The 17147-nt window shown below is 51.0% G+C and carries 18 protein-coding genes and 2 riboswitches; of the genes, 15 read left to right on the forward strand and 3 right to left on the reverse strand.

Translation table 11 applies throughout. The features are described 5' to 3' along the window. Positions 1-87: 87 nt before the first annotated feature. Together ACZ500_RS01625 and ACZ500_RS01630 are read right to left on the reverse strand one after the other, a co-directional pair. A complete protein-coding gene (locus tag ACZ500_RS01625; protein ID WP_464230789.1) occupies positions 88-501 on the reverse strand; it encodes a type II toxin-antitoxin system VapC family toxin in 414 nt (137 codons plus the stop codon). Then, the gene (locus tag ACZ500_RS01630; RefSeq protein ID WP_464230790.1) at positions 498-725 is read right to left on the reverse strand and encodes an AbrB/MazE/SpoVT family DNA-binding domain-containing protein; all 228 of its coding nucleotides are present in this window, start codon (positions 723-725) and stop codon (positions 498-500) included. Before ACZ500_RS01630 ends, ACZ500_RS01625 begins: the two co-directional genes overlap by 4 nt. 330 nt (positions 726-1055) lie before the next feature. Here ACZ500_RS01630 and ACZ500_RS01635 point away from each other — a divergent pair, with 330 nt between their 5' ends. The 8 genes from ACZ500_RS01635 to ACZ500_RS01670 all read left to right on the forward strand — a co-directional run bounded on the left by ACZ500_RS01635 (position 1056) and on the right by ACZ500_RS01670 (position 9192). Beyond that, the gene (locus ACZ500_RS01635; RefSeq protein WP_464230791.1) at positions 1056-1460 is read left to right on the forward strand and encodes a phosphoenolpyruvate-utilizing N-terminal domain-containing protein; all 405 of its coding nucleotides are present in this window, start codon (positions 1056-1058) and stop codon (positions 1458-1460) included. Next, positions 1418-1621 carry a hypothetical protein gene (locus ACZ500_RS01640; protein WP_464230792.1) on the forward strand — a complete coding sequence of 68 codons (204 nt, stop codon included), beginning with the start codon at positions 1418-1420 and terminating at the stop codon, positions 1619-1621. Before ACZ500_RS01635 ends, ACZ500_RS01640 begins: the two co-directional genes overlap by 43 nt. A gap of 293 nt (positions 1622-1914) precedes the next feature. Next, positions 1915-2119: riboswitch (cobalamin riboswitch) on the forward strand. A 734-nt stretch (positions 2120-2853) separates the two neighbouring features. Continuing rightward, a riboswitch (cobalamin riboswitch) is annotated at positions 2854-3057 on the forward strand. Between the two features lie 254 nt (positions 3058-3311). Beyond that, positions 3312-3578: a hypothetical protein gene (locus tag ACZ500_RS01645; protein WP_464230793.1), complete on the forward strand. Its 267-nt coding sequence runs from the start codon at positions 3312-3314 to the stop codon at positions 3576-3578. A gap of 182 nt (positions 3579-3760) precedes the next feature. After that, positions 3761-3976, forward strand: coding sequence for a hypothetical protein (locus tag ACZ500_RS01650; protein ID WP_464230794.1), 216 nt, complete (start codon positions 3761-3763; stop codon positions 3974-3976). 122 nt (positions 3977-4098) lie between these two features. Next, positions 4099-4923 (forward strand): hypothetical protein, encoded by an 825-nt coding sequence (locus ACZ500_RS01655; protein WP_464230795.1) that lies wholly within the window; start codon positions 4099-4101, stop codon positions 4921-4923. Further along, the gene (locus tag ACZ500_RS01660; RefSeq protein ID WP_464230796.1) at positions 4910-6853 is read left to right on the forward strand and encodes an ABC transporter substrate-binding protein; all 1944 of its coding nucleotides are present in this window, start codon (positions 4910-4912) and stop codon (positions 6851-6853) included. The genes ACZ500_RS01655 and ACZ500_RS01660 overlap by 14 nt, the downstream gene beginning before the upstream one ends. A 78-nt stretch (positions 6854-6931) precedes the next feature. Beyond that, positions 6932-7942 carry a FecCD family ABC transporter permease gene (locus tag ACZ500_RS01665; protein ID WP_464230797.1) on the forward strand — a complete coding sequence of 337 codons (1011 nt, stop codon included), beginning with the start codon at positions 6932-6934 and terminating at the stop codon, positions 7940-7942. Positions 7943-7998: 56 nt separating this feature from the next. Next, entirely contained in the window at positions 7999-9192 is a 1194-nt protein-coding gene (locus ACZ500_RS01670; protein WP_464230798.1) for an ABC transporter ATP-binding protein, read from the forward strand. Here ACZ500_RS01670 and ACZ500_RS01675 read toward each other — a convergent pair. Next, a complete protein-coding gene (locus ACZ500_RS01675; protein WP_464230799.1) occupies positions 9157-9399 on the reverse strand; it encodes a hypothetical protein in 243 nt (80 codons plus the stop codon). The genes ACZ500_RS01670 and ACZ500_RS01675 overlap by 36 nt on opposite strands. A gap of 94 nt (positions 9400-9493) precedes the next feature. On the opposite strand from ACZ500_RS01675, the gene ACZ500_RS01680 reads away from it, so the two are divergent. The 7 genes from ACZ500_RS01680 to ACZ500_RS01710 all read left to right on the forward strand — a co-directional run bounded on the left by ACZ500_RS01680 (position 9494) and on the right by ACZ500_RS01710 (position 16930). Then, positions 9494-11269 carry a TonB-dependent receptor plug domain-containing protein gene (locus ACZ500_RS01680; RefSeq protein ID WP_464230800.1) on the forward strand — a complete coding sequence of 592 codons (1776 nt, stop codon included), beginning with the start codon at positions 9494-9496 and terminating at the stop codon, positions 11267-11269. Between the two features lie 282 nt (positions 11270-11551). Further along, positions 11552-11719, forward strand: a complete 168-nt coding sequence (locus tag ACZ500_RS01685; RefSeq protein ID WP_464230801.1) for a hypothetical protein — start codon at positions 11552-11554, stop codon at positions 11717-11719. Positions 11720-12157: 438 nt separating this feature from the next. Further along, positions 12158-14251 (forward strand): TonB-dependent receptor, encoded by a 2094-nt coding sequence (locus ACZ500_RS01690; protein ID WP_464230802.1) that lies wholly within the window; start codon positions 12158-12160, stop codon positions 14249-14251. Positions 14252-14610: 359 nt separating this feature from the next. Next, the gene (locus ACZ500_RS01695; RefSeq protein ID WP_464230803.1) at positions 14611-15312 is read left to right on the forward strand and encodes an alpha/beta fold hydrolase; all 702 of its coding nucleotides are present in this window, start codon (positions 14611-14613) and stop codon (positions 15310-15312) included. Positions 15313-15409: 97 nt separating this feature from the next. Next, positions 15410-15946, forward strand: a complete 537-nt coding sequence (locus ACZ500_RS01700) for a Slp family lipoprotein (RefSeq protein ID WP_464230804.1) — start codon at positions 15410-15412, stop codon at positions 15944-15946. Between the two features lie 26 nt (positions 15947-15972). Beyond that, positions 15973-16098, forward strand: coding sequence for a hypothetical protein (locus ACZ500_RS01705; protein WP_464230805.1), 126 nt, complete (start codon positions 15973-15975; stop codon positions 16096-16098). Beyond that, positions 16079-16930, forward strand: coding sequence for a radical SAM protein (locus ACZ500_RS01710; protein ID WP_464230806.1), 852 nt, complete (start codon positions 16079-16081; stop codon positions 16928-16930). Before ACZ500_RS01705 ends, ACZ500_RS01710 begins: the two co-directional genes overlap by 20 nt. The last annotated feature ends 217 nt before the right edge of the window (positions 16931-17147 follow it).

Raw genomic sequence — 17147 nt, forward strand, 5'->3', positions numbered from 1 at the left:
AGCTCAGGGAAATCGCCTCGAAATACCATCTTTGAGGAAGGGGCTTTATGAATGCCACTTGAGGCTTAGCGATATCGATCCCTGTTTTCATGGGCACGCCGGGCTGATCAGCCGGACCGAGGGGAAATAGGTGCGATACCTGGACACATCCCGGGTGATCAGGTCGATATCGAGGACAGCCGCCTGGGCTCCAATATAGAAATCAGGCAAAGGGGACGTTCTTGCGCCTCCACGCCGTCTGTAGGTCAGGAAGGCTTTTCCGGCGAGAAAAAGGGCCTCTTTGGGGATGTCGAGCATCTGAAACCGGGCTTTGCCCAAGGCCGATTCCAGTTGTTCTATCCTCTCGAAAGCCATCGAAACTTCGCTGTAGATGATCGAATTGATATGGAGAATCGCTTCGGCGCTTCGCTCCGCCAATGTAAATTCCGACCAGTCCGCCCATTCGGGGTCGTCCAGAAAGAGGTCGAGGATGACGTTCGAGTCGACAAGCACGGCCTTCACTCGTCCGACCTCGTCAGTGACATGATCTCATCCGTTGTCATCCTGACGGTCGCTGCGCCGCGCAAGGTCCTGAATTTCCGGGTGTAGGGCCTGCTCCCTTCCTTTTTCACGAGGTAAACGCGGCCGCCTTCCTCAATGAAATCGACTTCGGTGGACGGCGTTATGCCCAGTTTGTCGCGGATGCGCTCCGGGATGGTAACCTGGCCTTTTGTGGTGACTCTCATGGTTGTGCCTCCGGTGGATGGTATTACTGCTCATAGTAATACTTTTAGGAGCGGATTGCAATGCCCTAGTAAAGGGTAATGGATGCCCTTTTGGCTGAATCAAGCTCGTCTTCGGGCATATTAATCTTTGCCTCGACGGCTGATTGGGGTTAAAAGACATGAAGTTCAGCCAGTGGGAGAAGCCCCCGCATGCCGTCTTGGGGGATCGTTGCCGCGGGCCGGAAGGGACAATGGAATGCAAGGAGGGAGCGCTTGGCAGCGAATCACTGCATAGAGGGGTAGGCCCTTTCGCCTGGGATCGGCATCGGGCCGGTGTTCAGGCTTCGGCATGTGGAATTTGAGGTCAGCGGCCGGAAACTCGACCCGCAGGAGGCGGCCTTGGAACTCGGGCGCCTCGAGGCCGTCTGCCGGGAGGTTGCGGCGGCGCTCCTAGGGTTGGAAGACGGTGCCGCGAGGGAGGCGCTCCTGGCCATGCCGGAGAGCCCGCTTTTCCACGGAAGCATTACGGACCGGATCCAGTCCGGTCGGCCGGCGGCTGACGCCGTCGTGCAGAGCGTAAACGACCTCGCCGTCATCTTCGGCGCACTTCCAGACCCGGTCCTGCGCGCCAGGGCCGGGCAGGCCGAGGAGGTGGGCAGGCCTGCATCTACGAGAACATCCTGCGCCGCGTGCCGGGAAACCCGGCCGGGGACATGGTCGGCAACCCCCTGGCCATCCCCGTGCTCATCGGGCTAGGGTTCAGTTCCCTTTCGGCTACTGCGCCGCGCATCCCGGAGGTGAAGAAAACGATCCTAACGGTTGACAGCGGTGAGGCCAGACACCTGGCCCGCTCTGTCCTCGCCCTGGAGGATGCCGACCAGGTGAGGGCCTGCCTGCGGCGGGAGACCGGCAAATGACCCCATAACACCGCCCAAAATCAAGAGGGAGGATCCGAAGGAGACGATGGCATTCTTGGCGCAGATACGTGCACCATCGTGGGTATAGAGGTCTCCAGCGTCGTCAGGATCCCTCATCGCAACGATGGACACGCCCTCTTTCGGGGTGATGGTGGATATGTCGGGAAAGTCAGGGAGTTCGCTTCTCTAACTGAAGGGCCTGAACAAGGCCTTTGGGTGTAAACTGGGAACGTCGCAGAACGATACCAAATTTTTCTTGACTTTTATTCTTGCCCTCAGTAGCTTTCCTCTGAAAGAAGAAAATTCGTTCAGGTGCCTTTAACCAGGCTTAATAGGGAACCTCGTGAAAGTCGAGGACGGGCCCGCCGCTGTAATCGGAGACGAAAACCGCATATCGCCACTGCCGGGTGTTTAGTAAATGATTGATCGTCTGGTGGGAAGGCGCGGCAAGTAGAGAGATCCGAGAGTCAGAAGACCTGCCCGAACGGAGAAAGCGCAAACCTTCGCGGAGGGAGGTGGCTCTGTGGTTCTGAGGATGAAACTGGGAAATCCCCGGATCGAGTTATTTCGGTCGGGGTTTTTTTTGTCCGGGGACCGGATCGGACGTGCTGGTTTGTGCATTCCCTCTTCCCGGGATTTTTCCGGCTTGGTCGGATAATCGATAAAGACTTGCTGAGCAGTATGGATATGGCTTGAAGGATTTTGCTGATGGGTCGTCGAGTAAAGAGATGCACGATATTGTTTTTCATAGACGATAGATATACCAGCCGTGACCTTTCTTTCGGAGCGATCGGAAGATCCAAGAAGCTGAAAAACTCGTCGATTTCTCTCTGTAATGAACAGTGGACGAGATGCATGAGGAAAAATAAAACGGCAGTGAAGGATACCTTACGATTGTGGGAAAAATATTTTTCAGAGAAACTGTGCGGTTGAAGAAATTTATGAAAATGGAAATGTTTTCTAAGGAACCTAATCGGTTTGATGCAAATTTTGGAAAGTAGATTCTGTGCCAAGCGCAACATTTTTACATAATTTTTCCGTATGCATATGTCACTTCCTTTGAAATTGACATTTGATTCATTTTATACTGCTGACAGAGAAGTATAACTTGCTATATATGCAAGTAAAAACCTTAGCCCCGGCTTCTTAAGTCAATGATATTGAGTATTATTTGTGCAAGAATTTTTCTTGAAATGTTTCCTATGGACGAATAGCATCATTAGCATCATAAGAATATAATCTGCCGTTCAGGTGCCTGGAGCAGGCTCAAAGGGGAACCTCGTGAGAATCGAGGGCGGACCCGCCGCTGTGATCGGGGACGAAAGCCACACATCGCCACTGTTGGGTGGTCAGCAAGTGACTGATTATCTGATGGGAAGGCGCGGCAAGTAGGGAGATCCGAGAGTCAGAAGACCTGCCTGAACGGTGAGAGAGCAAACCTTCGTGGACAGAGGTGGCTCAACGGTTCTAAGGGTAAAATTGGGAAATCCCTGGATCGGTTCATTACGGTCCGGGGATTTTTTTTGTGTGCGCCCGGGAGAGCCCACAATCGTGGAGGTGAAAGTCCTCTACACGCCTGTCAGGGGGAGGTGTTAGCCGGACGGCAAGGGTGCCAGCCAGGAGACAGGAGCTGAAAGAAGGCGCAGGCAAGGCGCTGGTCCGACGAACAGGAACCTTACATGAGGTGGTCATGCTGGATGAGGAGTCACATATCTTCAAAGTCCGATATCTGTGCGGAAAGCAAGGGCTTGGTGCGTCAAACGTCACCGCGGGGACGGGATACTCCCAGGCGAAGAATCTTCATTCAATGGAAGCAGTGGTTGAACGTGAGGACATGTCGGGGGCCTATCGCCGAGTCAGGGCGAACAAGAGTGCTCCCGGAGTTGACGGCCTATCAATCGAAAATTTCATGGAACATCTCAACGCTGAATGGCAGCGTATTGAGAAAGAACTGTAGGAGGGTCGGTACGTGCCCCAGCCCATGCTTAGGGTTTATATCCCCAGACTTGGCGGAAGTGGAATTCGGTGTCGCTTCCCATATGAACGAGGCCTTCCCTGTGCGCTTCTTCACAAAGCTTGGAGTCGTGTCGCTGCTCGGTCTCGTGAAGCAGCTTCAATGTAATTAGTCTCTATCCGGAAATGGTCTTTTTGGCCAATCTCGGCGTCACTCTGTACGTTTGCTTGTGCGGCGACCTACAGGTCGTCTCCGCGCAAGCGCTTGAGTTCCTTGATATTGGCCAAACCGGGACCCGCCGCGTAGCGGTGGGACTGAGCGGCGAAGCGGTGAAGAAAAATCCTCATTTCCGGATTGGAAAGCGGGTCATGCTGGATAAAGCATTCCCGGATGGAGACTAATTACTGTACCGCTATGGTACGGAGCCATATGACTGGCGGTATGGGAGGACGGCGAGGGCAACTACGCCTCCTGCTCGATTTGGAGTTCGGCCGCGAAGGGGGCATTCTGCGTCGGGAAAAGATTGGCAGAGCGGCAATTAGGCCAATTCTTGAGGATACCGGAGAAAGGGCAGAGCGTGATTTCCTTGACATTTCCGCTAAAGAGTTTCTATATCGCGGCCGGCTTTTACCTGGTAGGTACGGTCTTTCACCTTTTGGCAAGGGAGAAGCCTGCCATCTGGTTTTTCACAGCAGGCATTTTGATCAATGCAGTCTCTGAGATATCCGGCAGAGTCATTGTATGGCCGTACTGCAACATGTTCGAGGAACCGTTCTTCCTCCCCATATGCGTAGCCGCCGTTTCCGTTGTCCTCATCATTTCAGGAACAGCAAAAGACGGCCTATCCCTCCTACCGCTCATCGCACTCTTCTCGCTTGTCGCTGTCTTTTTTTCAGAAGGGTACTACCCGCCCTTTACCATGCAGTCAAAGAGCATCCACGCACATTTGTTTCATCTTTTTGCCTTTGTTGGCCATGGCTGTCTGATAACCGGGGCCTATCTTGCCGTTTGCTCTCTTGTGAGGAAGAGAAGAGATGGTATTCCGTATCAGATGATTATCTGGGGGTTTGCCTTCATGTCAGTATCGGGCATGTTTGGCATGTTATGGAGCTATGCGGGAAGATCTGACACGGTTTCGTGGAATCACTACTATTTTCATTCAATTGCAGTCTGGCTCTACTATGCCGGTTTTTTGCATCTTCACCTTTTTAAAGGATGGGATCAAAACAAAAAGATCTGGATACTTGTGGGAGGCGCAGTAATGATATTAAGCTTGGACTACTTGCCTCAGATTGGCGCAATGCATATTCCGAGAGTATTTAATGGCGGATTGTATGATCTCTTTTAGGGCGATTTGGACCTTTTTGGGAAGGCCTTCTCTTTCAGTCTGTCTGATATATCTTATTGTTGCGGATATTTTGGTAGGCTCTTTCATCATGAGAGACAATCCGAAGATATTTGCAGTGCTTGACAGCATAACGATTCAAGAATGGGTTGTCACATATGGACTGAACAATCTCAAAGCCACTTGGTGGTTCTTTGTCTGTTTGTATTTGTTGTTATCTCTTGGAATAACCACATCGGTGTGCAGCATAAACAAGGTGATTTCCGTTATCAAAAGATTCTATGGGAATGGTTTTTTGAAACTTGCTTTAAAGCTATCTCCATCAGTTATTCATCTCGGCTTTCTCTTTCTCCTTTTGGGGCAGCTTGCAAGCCATACGCTTGGGGTCAATTCGCATGGGCATATACTGGACGTAGGAGGAAGTATGATTGTTCCGGGATCTGACATAGTTGTTGTTCTGAAGGATTTGAGGATAGATTTCTTCAAGGGAGATCGTGAGTTCTTGGGCATGGAAGGAGAGGCAAAAACCGTTTCTGGGACTCTTTCCATCTACGACCGGCATGAGGATCATGAAAAGAGAATCTCCATGAACCACCCTATGATGTATAAGGGGTGGGGCCTATTCATTCAAGATTTTTCCCCAAAAAGCGAAGGGAACAAGAGGCCGCCCTATATCAATATGACGCTCAGAAGAGACCCGGGCATCAGGTTGATGATTGCGGGGGGAGTTATGTTTGGATTGGGGCTTGTACTCTACCTCATCTCTGTCATTCAGTCCCGTATCAACGGCGGGCAGGTGTTCTACGGCATGCCTGTTAAGCATTACGAGGGGTCGCAACGATCCAAGACGATAAACAGACGGCCTGGCATGCCTCATCTACTGATGGTCTCTTACCTTTTTGTGCTTTTATTCGGGGGGTGCAGTACAGATTTCGAGCAGTACGGCGAGTTTTCCATCAAGTCTCTCGAGAACGGCTCCAAGGAAATCACGGACGGCATCGGGAGAAAAGTGCTGCTGGTGCCGCGTACTGACACCGCCAAGAACACAGACAAAGAGGGAAAAGCCATAAGAATCCCTGTGCAAAAGGTCGTTGTGTATTCTGGATACGATGCTGCGCTGATCAAAGAGCTGGGACGGCTGGACAGCGTTAGAGGTGTTATCGCCTCTGAGGAGAGATGGCACATCCCTGAGATAAGAGAGGGGATTAAAGACGGCAGCATATCCTATCTCGGGGAGTACAAGTCGATCGATTTCGAGAGATTGAGGGCCATCCAGCCGGACGTGGTTTTTACCTGGGATGAAGGCGTTATCCCAAAGCTCGAAGAACTCTCCATCCCATGCGTATTGACCTCAACCAGGATCGCCAAGGACCTGGACGCGCACATAAAATTCATTGAATTTCTTTCGGTGTTTTACGTTGAAGAGAAGCGGGCAGCGTCTTTTGTAGATGTACAGTTCAAAAAAATTAATGAAATATCGGTCAGATTGGAGAATGCGATGACAAGGCCGAAGCTTGTCTGGGGGGATATCTACGAAAGGAAGGTATTGGTCGAGCCCGGGAACTCATGGGCTGGGCAGTTGGTGGAAAAGGCGGGGGGCGATTATCTGTTTCGTGATCTTGAAGGCGCAAGCTGCATGCAGGTTACCCTGGAGAAATTCTTTGCAAGGACAAAATGGGCTGAAATGTTCATCACATACCGTGGACCGGAGAGCGGGATCACATCCAAGGAAAGGCTTCGCCAAGCGAACAGGTTGCTTGAGGCAGTGGAAATCAAGCCTATGAACGAGGGAAGGATTTTTTTTACAGGCTACAAATTGTATCAGACCGCGGATGTGGCAGGCATTATCGAAGAACTCGCAGCGATTTTTCATCCCGGATTGTTCCCGGAAAAAACGGATCCTCATTATTTTTTTGAGCTTCCCCGGAAGTGAAAGGGTGTGAAAGCGCAGTACGGTCATTTCCAGACCCATCTACATAGCGTTCTTCTAAGGGCGTGAGGTATATATAGCATGAATATAGCAAGATATGCCGGTTTGTTCATCCTGTTCTTGGTCCTTCTGGCAGTCTCCCTTCTTGTGAACATCGGCGTCGGCACGGAAAGCATTCCGTTTGTTGAAGTCTGCAAGATCATTTGTCAGAACGTTTCTGATTCGACCTATGGTGCCATCATATGGGAGATACGTCTGCCTCGGGCCCTGGCCGGCGCATTGTGCGGGGCCTATCTGGCAGCGGCCGGTCTTTTGCTCCAGGTCTTCTTCCGCAATCCTATTGTGGGCCCCTATATCTTGGGCGTCTCATCCGGGGCTGCCCTCATGGTGGGGCTGGTCATGCTGGGTGGTTTGAGTTTGGGGATTCTGAGCATCCATCCGCTTTTCATAAGCGTGGCGGCCTTTGCCGGGGCATTGGCTGTGATGCTGATTATCCTGACGGTGGCAGGCAGGATAAGGAGTGTCGTCACCTTGCTGGTCATAGGGCTCATGACGGGGTACCTTTGTCATGCCATCACAAGTGTCCTGATCGCCTTTGCCGAAGAAAAGAAGCTCAAGGGATTTGTGCTCTGGCAGATGGGCAGCTTTTCCGGGATTTGTTGGAATGAAGTCTATCTCGTTAGCGTAATGGGGGGGGGGTTGCTGTTCGGGGCCTATCTCCTTTGCAAGCCCCTCAACGCCCTTTTATTAGGAGAGGACTATGCGAAGAGCATGGGTGTCAACATCACGCTTTTTCGGTTGCTGATCGTAACATTTTCAAGTGCCTTGGCCGGGATGGTCACCGCATTTGCAGGGCCTGTCGCCTTTATCGGTCTCGCCGTTCCCCATATGGCCAGACTGACATTCGGCACCTCGGACAACAAGATTCTGATCCCTGGCGCGGCGCTTCTGGGTGCCGCTGTCACCAGCCTGTGCGATCTCATTGCCAGGCTCCTGTTTTCTCCGGTGGAATTGCCAATCAGCGCCATCACGGCCATCTTTGGCGCGCCCGTTGTAATCGGTCTCTTACTCAGAAAGAAGACTGCCATATGAAAAGCCTGGACAAGCAATCGACGCAGAACGCTGCCCTGAAACAGGGAAGCAAGGTAATGGAGACCATAGATCTGGCGGTGGGCTACGGACAAAGGACTGTTGTGGCTCACATCAATCATGAGATTCTCAAAGGACACTTCGTTTGCCTCTTAGGGCCCAACGGATCGGGTAAGACAACCATCTTAAGGACCCTGGCCAGGCTCTTATCCCCCTTGAAGGGTGCAATATATCTCAATGATCGGGTGTTAAGCGATCTCAGGCCCGTGGAATTAGCGAAAAGCCTGGCAGTGGTCCTGACAGAGAGGCTTTCCCCAGGTCTGATCACGGCATTTCAGTTTACTGCCATGGGCAGGCATCCCCACACAGGGTTTATGGGCAGGCTGTCCGAAGAAGACAAACGCAAGACGGAAGAGGCCCTGCGTTTAGTCAATGCCGAAAATATCTCAGACAGATATTTTAGCGAGCTGAGCGATGGAGAAAGGCAAAAGGTTATCCTTGCGAGGGCCCTGGCCCAGGAGCCGCAGGTCATTGTACTCGACGAACCGACCCTCCACCTCGATCTGAGACACAGAATCGAATTGATCGCCATCCTGCGCCGGTTTTCCAAGGTAAAGGGTATTACGGTAATCGTATCCCTTCATGACGTGGACCTGGCCTCCAAGGTCTCCGAAACGGTCATTTTGGTAAAAGACGGCGGGATCATTGCCTGTGGGGCGCCAGAGGAGATTCTCAACCAGGATATGGTCACTCATTTGTACGATCTTGACTGTGCGCGCTTCGATCCACAGCTGGGAACCATTGAATTGATCAATACGGGGGACGGGAAGACGGCTTTTGTGGTGGCAGGGGCCGGGACCGGCACGGCCCTCTACCGCCTTCTTTCAAGAAACGACTATAGCCTTATCACAGGGGTGATCCATGAAAATGATATCGATTGGCACATCGCCCGAGCCATGGGCGCAACAGTCATTGGTGAAGAGCCATTCAAGGATGTGGGGGACAAGGCCTATTTCGAGGCAATCCATTGCATCGCTGAAAGCGATCTCGTTGTCGACGCCGGTTTTTCGGTGGCGTCATTGAACAGGCGAAATGTGGATCTGTTGCTTTATGCCGTTGAGCAGGGGAAGCAAGTCTATACCCTGCGCAGCAGGAGAGCTGACTTGAAGCCTTATGGCAAGGCGTACGAAAACCTGATCTATTGCGAGGGAGGTCAATCAATGCTGGCGGGGATCGCTGGACGGAATTCTTGAACTGTAAATAAAATCCTCTGCCAGAGGTTTGGAAGGGCTTAACTCGTATCCATCCGGAAATGATTTCCCTATAGAACCCAGTTTCCAATCCGGAAATGAGGATTTTTTGCCAATATCAAGGAAATCAAGCGTTTGCGCGGAGGCGACCTGGTGGTCGCCGCACAAGCAAACGTGCAGATTGACGCCGAGATTGGCCAAAAAGACCATTTCCGGATTGGAAACTCAGATCTTTCTTCGAAGACCCAAAATGAAGATAGGCCCGTTGGCCGCGGTTTGACTGGACCCATGGAAGAAGGATGAATTGGATAGGTTAGAGAATAGTGGACAGGGCCGTGCGTCCTTCCGGCTGCTAGTGATGGTTGCGGGCTTTTGGGGGACCCTCTTTTTTAGTTGGGGCATACCCGTGTTCGCATCTGATGTCACGGACGTAATCGTTATCACAGCAGATGAAATAAGGAAAATGAACGTTCAGAAGATTGCCGGGGTTCTTAATCAGGTCTCGGGGTTAAATGCCGGGGACAATTCCGTTTCCATACGGGGCTCCTACAAGGTGAAGGTTCTATTGGACGGTCGTCCCATCAACGATCCCACCTCCAGCTATAATGCGGTCAAGTTCGACCTGGTCTCCCTGGAGAATGTGGAAAAGATTGCAATCTATCGAGGAGAAGGGGCCTTGAAATATGGGGATGACGCCAGCGCCGGCGTGATCCTGATCACCACAAAGAAGATCGGGGCCTTCCATGGAAATATGAAGTCGTACTGGGGGAATTTCGGCACATCGAGCTACAGTGCCAACGGCCGGTCCCTCACGGGGACCTTCGGTGTCAGTACTTCCGTGGGATATGATAACACCGATGGCTATAACATAAACAATGACCGGGAAAAGAAGCGGGTCGGCGGCAAGATCGAATACCTACCTAAAGAAGATGTGACGATGGCCTTTTCTGCGGATTATTTGAAAGACAAATATGGCCTGAGCGGAAGACCGGAGTATCCCACGCCCCATTCCAGAAAAGAGAGCGACATGCTTTCGTGCGCCCTGTCGGCTAAGGCAAAGGGTATCCGGAGTGAGGCCTTTTATAACGAAGGAGACATCCAAAACAGAGACCCTGACAAACAAATCGACAATTCCATGACCGTTAGAAATCTCGGTGAGGATCTTTACAGCTCCCTCGATATGGGGGGCTGGGGATCCCTTAACTATGGAGCGGCACTTCGCTGGGGAGAGGCGGAAAGCACCCAGTTCGATTCCCGAAGAGAGTATTCCGCCTCTATTTTTGTGGCGGATACCTTTTCCATCAAACCTCTGCCATTCACCTTTTCTTTTGGATTGCGGGGCAGCCTCTATTCGGATTTCGACAACACCTTCAACCCGGAAATGAAAATTACATATAAGAAAATGGCTTGGACTCTTTCTTTTGCATACAATCGGGTCTGTAATACTCCTTCCTTTTACCAGCGCTATGATAAGAACAGTACCAAAGAACCGAATCCCGACCTGGGCATGGAAACAGCGGACAACTTCAGCCTTTCATCTTCCGTAGACGTCTTTTCCGGCATCTCTTTGGGTGTTTCTCTGTTTTACAACTCTGTTGTTGACCGGATCACCTATGTACTGGGAGATGGCGGGGTTGGCCAGTATGATAATTTCGGAAAAGTGACATGCAGCGGGGCGGATTTTCTAATCAGCTGGAGACTCTTAAAGGAATTGTCTTTTAAGGCGACCTATACATGCCTGAGGGCCATCGATGAGGACACGGGTTTGTGGGTGGCCTGCAAGCCAAGGCATAGGGTGTATGCGGATCTTTGCTATACGCCCAGAGATGACCTTTCAGCGATCTTTAACTTGGACTATGAATCCATGCAGTACACTCGCTCCGACAACATGGCCTCAGTGCCGGACCGCGCCATATGCGATCTGAGAATAGAATACAGTCCTGCATGGGCTGCGTTTGGATGGGGTCGGTTTGATCTGTTTGGGGAGGTAAGCAACATGTGGAACAAGAGGTATCTTTACGGGGACGGGTTGCTGGCCCCGCCCCGGACCTGGCTCTGCGGTCTGAACTTCCAATTTTAATAAAGGCGGCAGGAATCAAGGGAAGGAAAGCTGTTAAGGATCCTGTGGTGCTTTATTACGGTGCAATCTGTTTCGTGACCGCAAGGGATATCAAAAGGGGCCGGTGATTTTTAAGAGGTTTTTGAATGAACGTTTTGGTTACGCTCACCATCAAGGGGGTTTCTGGAACCCCTTACGGACCAGGAGGGAAGGATTGTCGTAGATTTGAGCATGGGCCTGGAGGTCACGGTTCGGACGGTCCGGTCATAAGAGAAGCTTGCACGAGAAAGATTGTAACCGGACATGGCATACCGGATCCCCCAGGGGTATATCCGATTCGACTGGTCTGAAAAGGCCCTTGAATGGGTGGAAAAGGCCTTTTTGGAAAAAAGGGACAATGGCCGATTATCGCTGCTCGAACGAGAACTCCACTGTGAGCTGGAGAGGTACCCGGAGGCCGTGCGCTTTTGAAACCGTTGTTCATCGAAAGGGAAATGCCGGGAGGGCTTGGCTCATGGCAGGATGTGCAGACCGGAGCGCAAAGGATCTGCAGAGCACATTCAGGGTTTTTGAAAATGCGGCCAGGCATCCACCACGCCAGAAGGATGACGCTTCGAAGATATTGCGGCAATTGGAATCGGAAGCCACCTTAACCGCCAGGAAGGAGGGGTAACAAAAAAACGAGCCGAAAAAAAGAATAAGGTAGCGGCAGGGTGGCCGACCCGCCAAAGTCCGAACCACCCTGCCCGCCGGTAGTGCATATGGAACCCGGAGGCCCCGGTCTGCCTGAGGCAGACCACGTCACCGGCATTTTTATGCTACCCCAGGGTTTCCTGAATGTAAACCGTGAATTGGCGAGGTAGCCTTGGTCAAGATGGTACAGATCCTTTGAGATCGAAGGAGGAGAGAATGCGATACTTTTTATGGACAGTGCCGATAGTGATGGTGTTGATGACCTTCCTGGCGTATCCGGTTACAGGCAAGGCCGAGGAATCTGCTCCGGGACGGATGGGCGAAAATACAGAAAAGAAAGGCGACGACGCTGCCGAAAAGGGGGAAAAGGCCCTCAAGATAGAGGACTTGGTCGTGACGGCGACCAGGACGGAGGAAGACATCCTGAACGTTCCGGCCAGTGTTGAGATCATAACAAAGGAAGACATTGAAAAGATCAATCCCATGAAGATCACTGATGTCTTTCAGCAACTTTCCGGCTTTTTTATTACCGATACAGGTTCCTCACCCCAGCTCTCGATTCGGGGTACCAGGACAGGATCGAGTGGCGGCGCATATATGATGATTGATGGCATACCGATCCAGATGGACAAGTATGGGTATGCAGAGTTGGAAGGTATTCTGCCCGGCAGCGTTGAGCGGATCGAGATCGTCAAAGGCCCTGTGTCCTCCCTGTACGGGGGCGATGCAGCCAGGGGTGTGATCAATATCATTACGAAAAAGGGCGAAGAAAAACCGGGGTACAAGGCATCTGGGATGGTTGGATCATACGGGGATGTGAGATGCAGCGCTTCAGCGGGGGGGGCGACCGGCAGGTTCGACTACTCTGCATCCATAAACAGGAGACAATACGACGGATATAGGTATGGTTCCGAATACGGGGGGACCAATTTCCTGGGAAATGCCGGTTATTCTCTGGATGACTTCTCCAATCTGGGTTTGCTGGTTTCGGTGGATGATTTTGAACGTAAGTATGCGGTGGGGCTGACCAAAGAGCAAGAAGAGGAAAACAGGAGGCAGTCGCCCTACCTCAATGAGCAGAATATCACACAGGTAATTACTGGCCTCAGCTATGATCGGGATACGGAAACCTACCTGACAAAGGCCTCTTTGTACTACAAAGACATGGCCAAGAAATATTTCTATAATAAGACGAACACCGGCACCGGCGATCCTGACCGATACAAATATAACGAACATGTTGATGAAGGGGTTGTGGGGTTGAAGAGCCAGTTCGGCATCAAGACGCCCCTTTTTGGTAGGGGAAACACCTTCATTATCGGGTTCGATGCAGATTGGGACAATCTGAAGAGTAAACGAGCCTATCTCGTCAATTCTTCATCGAACATTAACACCATGAACAAATCCTCAGGGGATTTCAACCGGGATCTATACGGAATCTTTGTTCAGGATGAATTCAATGTCTTGGATCCCCTTACTCTGACATTGGGGCTTCGGTACGACCTTATCCGCTATGATTTCGATTATTGGGATAAATCATTTGACGAGAGCCCATATTTTTACAAGCTGAACCCCAAGATGGGTTTGAGCTGGCGATTCACTGACGAGAACAGTGTTTACTTCAGTTATGCAAACGCCTATCGGCCCGGCACCCTGTACGATTACATTTCAACGGTGGCCTACAGTCAGGAATACGACTATGAGATCCAGCCGGAGCATTACACCGATTACGAACTGGGGTATCGGCATGATTTCAACGAGTGGTTTTTCTTGGACGCAAATCTGTTCTATACCCAGGTGAAGGACGAGATAAACTACTATTATATTGATGGGAAATACGCAGGAGCCAGGAATTATGGAAAGACCATCCATCAGGGTGCTGAGATGACGATCGGCGGGAGTTTTTTTGACCGCCTGAGCTATCGGGTTTCATATGCCTACCTCGACACCGAGGTAAAGGAGGGAAAGACAAAGTCCATGAACCTGGAGGGGAAGGAGATCGTAAGGACCCCCAACCACACCCTCACCACCATGCTCGATTATTTGTTTTTCAACAGTGGGCATGTGGCATTGAACTGGCACTTCGATATCAGGGTAACGTCCTCCTATTACCAGGATATGGAAAATACCCAGAGGTATCCAGGCTACGAGGTGTCCAATACTAAACTTGAATTGAGCTATAAATGGGTGGAATGCTTTGTGGGAATCAACAATATTTTTAACACAGAGTACGATGGGTACGCAGGGGATGACCTATACTACCCTGCTCCGGACAGGACGTACGTGGCAGGGCTTTCGTTCGAGTTCTGATCTGAGAGTCGCTGCCGATTGCTCCGGCCTTTTATCCGGAGCAATCTCTGAACATGGGATAGATCCAAAAGATGCGGCAACGTCCATCATGAGCCCATGACCTGTTGCTGGACATTGGATGAGGTGACAATTATGAAAACGGGATTTGGGACAAGAGGGCTCCAGAAGGGCCTGTCATTGATGCTCCTGCTCCTTGTTGTGTTTGTGTTCACAAGGGGAGGTTATCCAGCGGAAGAAAGGGACAGGATCGCCCTGCGTGATGGCGTCCGCATCTATTACGAGGCCGCTGGCGAAAAAGGGATCCAACTCTCCTCTTCATCCATGGCTGGTTCTGTTCCTCCCAATATTGGGCGAAACAGATGGAGAACCTTTCCTCCAGGTATTACACCGTCGCCGTGGATTTGCGGGGACACGGGAGATCAGAGAAGCCTGATTTCGGCTACACCTTGGCATACCTGGCCAAAGACATTCACGATACCATCGAGGAGCTGAACCTGGACGATCTTTTCATGATTGGTTGGTCCATGGGGGGCAGCATTGTCTTTGAATATATGCGGGAATACGGAGACGAACACCTGAAGGGGATTTGTATTGTGGATATCGGCCCCTACAGCTGGAAGACGGATGATTATCCCATCGGCTGTATGGACTATGGAAAACGGTTGGAGCTGGTTCGTAAATACACCATGTCGTTTCAGGAATCAGAAAACGAAGGGGAAGCGTTTGTAGAGAAGATGTTCCGTCAAAAAGCTGATCCTTCCTTGCTTGACCAGTTAAAGGTCGACTACGAAAAGGTGCCTGCCTATGTACGTTCGCTACTCGTCCTGGATCTCCTTTGTGGCGATTACCGCAGTCTCCTTCTTAAAATAGATATTCCAACGCTCATTGTTCGAGGCGCGTGGTACAACCTGGGTCAAAACGACCCCACTGGGGAATACATGCATAAACGAATCAAGGGTTCGACGTTTACCAGCTTTCAGCTTAGCGGGCGCTGTCCCTTTCTGGAGGAGCCGGAGAAATTTAATCAGGTATTATCAGAATTTATCGAGTCCTACCGTTGAAGCGGCGCGAGATATGAAAGCGGGCAAGAGACGTTTTGGATTTTGCACTGATACGAGGGATATCAAGGTCTCACCAAAAAGAGGGAGGACGCATATCATGCCGAAAATGATTTCTGCGGTTCTATTTTTCCTGTCCTTTGTGGTGGCTTCAGGCTGCATAACCAGCCTGAAGCCACAAGACCTGAGAGATGATGAGGGCGCGGACAGGCACATTTCCCTAAGCCAGGTGGTTCAGAACTATGAAGCGTGTAGAGGTAAAACAGTTCTTTGGGGCGGAGAGATCGTGCGCTGCATTAACAAAAAGGAAGGCACCCTGATCGAGATATTGCAATTGCCCTTGGACAGCAGTAACAGGCCGAAAACGGTGGATATCTCCCAGGGGAGATTCCTAACGCTCAGCCCGGGTTATCTGGATGGGATCATTTATCGCCCTAAACGGGAAGTGACTGTGATGGGAGAGATTCAAGGATTAGAGATACATCCCTTAGGCGAAACCGAATATACCTATCCCTTTCTCAAGGCAAAGACGGTTCACCTGTGGGCGTTGAGGCCTGAGACGATAAGGGTGTATCACGAGTATCCCTTCTATCCTTATCAATTTCCATATTGGTTGGGGTATCCCTTTTGGTGGTGAGAGAGGCTTAGAGGGAGGTGGTCGAAATGGAACAATATCCTATCGTTGCGGAAATGCCTGGCTTGAAAATCAATTCTGCCTTGAGGAATTTGAAGATCCTCTCAGGCTCAGAAGAATGTCATGTGACGGAATATGGTCGAAAAGAATATTGAGATAATAAAGGAACAGCACCCCTGCTTCAGCAATCAGGCCCATTTCAAATATGGACGGATCCATCTGCCAGTGGCGCCCAAGTGCAATATCAAATGCGGATACTGTGAACGGGCATTGAATAAAGATGAAGACCGTCCCGGCGTAGCTGAGGAGATTATCTCGCCTTCCAGTGTGCTCAAAAGGGTCAGTGCTGCGCTTGAAATATGGCCTGAGATCCGGGTCGCGGCCGTGGCAGGCCCGGGCGATCCCCTTGCCAATGATGAAACCTTTGAGGCCCTTGAGATTGTGTCATGTAGTTTCCCCAATCTCATGAAATGCTTGTCAACAAATGGATTGGCCCTGTGTGAAAAAGCCTTCTTATTGGAGAAGTTAGGGGTCAACACAGTAACCGTTACAGTCAATGCGGTCGATTGTCACGTCGGCGCCAAGGTATATGAGTATGTGAGGCTCAATGGAAAAAGCCATTTCGGTGAGGAAGCTGCCAGGATCTTGATCGATCGACAGCAAGAGGGTGTCAGGGAGGTTGTCTCAAGGGGGATGGTGGTGAAGATCAACACGGTATATGTCCCCCACGTGAATGGAGACCATATGGAGGAAATTGCGAAGTGTTATGCCAAGTTGGGGGCGAACATTATGAACATCATACCCCTGATTCCTCTGGGACGGTTTGCCGGGGGGCGTCCACCTACATGTGGGGAGCTTATCCTGGCCCGGCAGTCGTGTGCGAAACATATCGAGCAATTTGAGATGTGTAAACAGTGCCGCGCAGATGCCTGCGGTATACCGGGAGTCGACGATGGAACAATTGCATCGGCCTGTGCTTCAAAATGACCTGGAAAGGCTTTTTCACCCGGAAACAGGCCGGGGCCCCTTATGGATAGAGGAAATGAAAGATGCTGTTTTCATACGTCATCGCTGTGTTAGCAGTATCGTGGCAATGCCTTTCGCATACCAGGAGGTGGTAATGAATCATTGGGATCAGCTTGTGTTTGAATACGACCCCAAGAGCCCCTTTAAGCGGGTGTGGAGCCGGGCGGATATCTGGGTG

The organism is Desulfatiglans parachlorophenolica (genome assembly GCF_055394735.1).